This is a genomic window from Serratia sp. LTN-2 (genome assembly GCF_059740205.1).
On record NZ_JCAXDO010000100.1, the window covers coordinates 1 to 605 of the forward strand.

Annotated in this window: 1 protein-coding gene; it reads left to right on the plus strand. The window is 40.5% G+C overall.

The features are described from left to right. Positions 1 to 63 precede the first annotated feature (63 nt). A partial coding sequence (locus AC6BYQ_RS28555; RefSeq protein WP_005108972.1) for an IS6-like element IS1008 family transposase occupies positions 64 to 605 on the plus strand: 542 nt, incomplete at its 3' end.

Genomic DNA, 605 nt, shown 5'->3' on the forward strand with positions numbered 1-605 from the left:
GGCACTGTTGCAAATAGGCTGACATGATAAGCTAAATATCTTATTTATTTCGAGATACAGCAGATGAATCCCTTCCACGGTCGGCACTTTCAAGGTGAAATCATTCTTTGGGCTGTTCGTTGGTATTGTAAATATGGCATCAGCTATCGTGAACTTCAAGAAATGCTCGCTGAACGAGGCATAAATGTGGATCACAGTACAATTTATCGTTGGGTTCAGCGTTATGCTCCAGAAATGGAAAAACGGTTACGCTGGTATTGGCGTAATCCTACAGATTTACATTCATGGCATATGGATGAGACTTATATCAAAGTGAAGGGGCGATGGACTTACCTGTATCGTGCAGTTGATCAACGGGGTCATACGATTGACTTTTACCTTTCCGCTAGACGGAACAGTAAATCAGCCTATAGTTTTCTAGGAAAGATCTTCAATACGGTGAAAAAATGGCAAATTCCACGGGTCATCAATACAGATAAAGCAGCGACCTATGGCCATGCTTTATCACGATTAAAGCGAGAAGGAAAATGTCCAGTAGATATTGAGCACAGGCAGATTAAGTATAAAAATAATGTCATTGAATGTGATCATGGTAAGTTAAAGCG